General features: G+C 67.6%; 2 protein-coding genes. Both read left to right on the top strand.

From position 1 onward, the window contains the following. The coding region (locus tag AC6EI8_RS26335; RefSeq protein ID WP_498383371.1) for a DUF3318 domain-containing protein at positions 1–404 on the top strand (404 nt) is incomplete at its 5' end. Positions 405–531: 127 nt separating this feature from the next. Next, positions 532–1,629 carry an AI-2E family transporter gene (locus tag AC6EI8_RS26330; protein WP_265633329.1) on the top strand — a complete coding sequence of 366 codons (1,098 nt, stop codon included), beginning with the start codon at positions 532–534 and terminating at the stop codon, positions 1,627–1,629. Positions 1,630–1,752 lie beyond the last annotated feature (123 nt).

The following is a 1,752-nucleotide window of genomic DNA, read 5'->3' as shown; positions in this document are numbered from 1 at the left end:
AGGAGTTGCTGATCACGCGCGCGGCGCTCGAGCGCTACGACTGCGCGCAGTCGCTCGCCGACGTGCGCGCCAGCGTCCGCAACATCGGCCGCATCGGCGCCTGGTTGCCGCGCATGGCGCGGCCGCAGTCGATGTGGAAGCTGCTGGGCCTGGCCAAGGACTATCCGATCGTGGGATCGGCCCTGTCGCTGGCGCTGCCGTTGATGCGCCGCGTGCCGGTGCTGCGCTGGGGCTGGAAGCTGTCCAAGCTGGGTGCCGTCGCCGGCGCCGGCTATTGGGCCTACCGGACTTGGCAGCAGGCGCGCTCGCAGACGCCCGAGGGCAATGTCCCCGCGCCGAGCCCCGCCCGCGGCGACGCCGCCGCGCGCACCGATACCGGTTTTCACGATCCGCTGGTACGCTGAGCCGTCGCGCCCGCCGCGGGAAGCCCGATTGCACTGGCATCCGCGCGGCAACCGGGCGCGGGCTCGCCCGCGCATCGCCCATTCATCGCGTGTCTTCGACACCTCGACACCTCGACACTGAGCCGCCATGCACCAGAAGGCCTTCTACATCCTGTTGGCCATCGTCACCATCGCCTTCTTCTGGGTGCTTCAGCCGTTTTTCGGCGCGGTATTCTGGGGCGTGATCCTGGCGATCATCTTCACCCCGCTGAACAATCTGCTGACGCGCAAGATGCGCGGCCGCGCCAACCTGGCCTCGCTGATCACGCTGCTGCTGTGCCTGCTGGTGGTGGTGCTGCCGATGTTCCTGGTCACCGCCTCGCTGCTCAATGAAACCACCGCGGTGGTGCACCAGATCCGCTCCGGCCATATCAATTTCACCGCCTATTTCGAACAGGCCGTGGCGGCGCTGCCGTCGAGCCTGAACTCGGCGCTGACCCGGCTCGAGCTGAACGACGTCGCCTCGATCCAGGAAAAGCTCGCCACCGCGGCCGGACAGATCAGCCAGTACCTCGCCACGCAGGCGCTCAGCATCGGCCAGAACACCTTCCAGTTCGTCATCAGCTTCGGCGTGATGCTGTATCTGCTGTTCTTCCTGCTGCGCGACGGCGCCAAGCTGACCCGGCGCATTCGCCTGGCGCTGCCGCTGAGCGAGGAGCACAAGCAGATGCTGCTGCTGAAGTTCACCGGCGTGATCCGCGCGACCATCAAGGGCAATCTCGCCGTGGCCGCGCTGCAGGGCCTGCTCGGCGGCGTGCTGTTCGCGGTGCTCGGCATCCAGGGCGCGGTGCTGTGGGGCGTGGTGATGGCGGTGCTGTCGCTGCTGCCGGCGGTCGGCGCGGGGCTGATCTGGGGACCGGTCGCGATCTACTTCCTGCTGACCGGCGTGCTGTGGAAGGGCATCACGGTGATCGCGTTCGGCGCGCTGGTGATCGGCGCCGTCGACAACGTGCTGCGCCCGATCCTGGTCGGCAAGGACACCAAGATGCCCGACTGGGTGATCCTGATCTCGACGCTGGGCGGCATGGCGCTGTTCGGCATCAACGGCTTCGTGATCGGACCGCTGATCGCGGCGCTGTTCATCGCCAGCTGGGACCTGTTCGTGTCGATGCGGGAGACGGAGTCGAACACGACGACGACCAAAACGCCGACTCCACCCACGCAGCCGCCGACGCCGGGCCGCTGAAGGCCTTGCCCGGCCGCAATGCGGCCGGGACACCATGCACGGCTGGGACACCAGCACGCCCGGGACACCATGCGCCATGCAAAAAGGGCCTGTGACTTGCGCCACAGGCCCTTCTTCAATACT

Source organism: Cupriavidus sp. R6-3 (assembly GCF_059772245.1).
The sequence above is the reverse complement of the archived record's forward strand: the minus strand, read 5'-3'. Positions and strand labels throughout refer to the sequence as shown.

Bases quoted from the DNA above. Each gene is read 5' to 3' on its own strand.
- AC6EI8_RS26330 (WP_265633329.1), top strand. From the start codon at position 532: ATGCACCAGAAGGCCTTCTACATCCTGTTGGCCATCGTCACCATCGCC.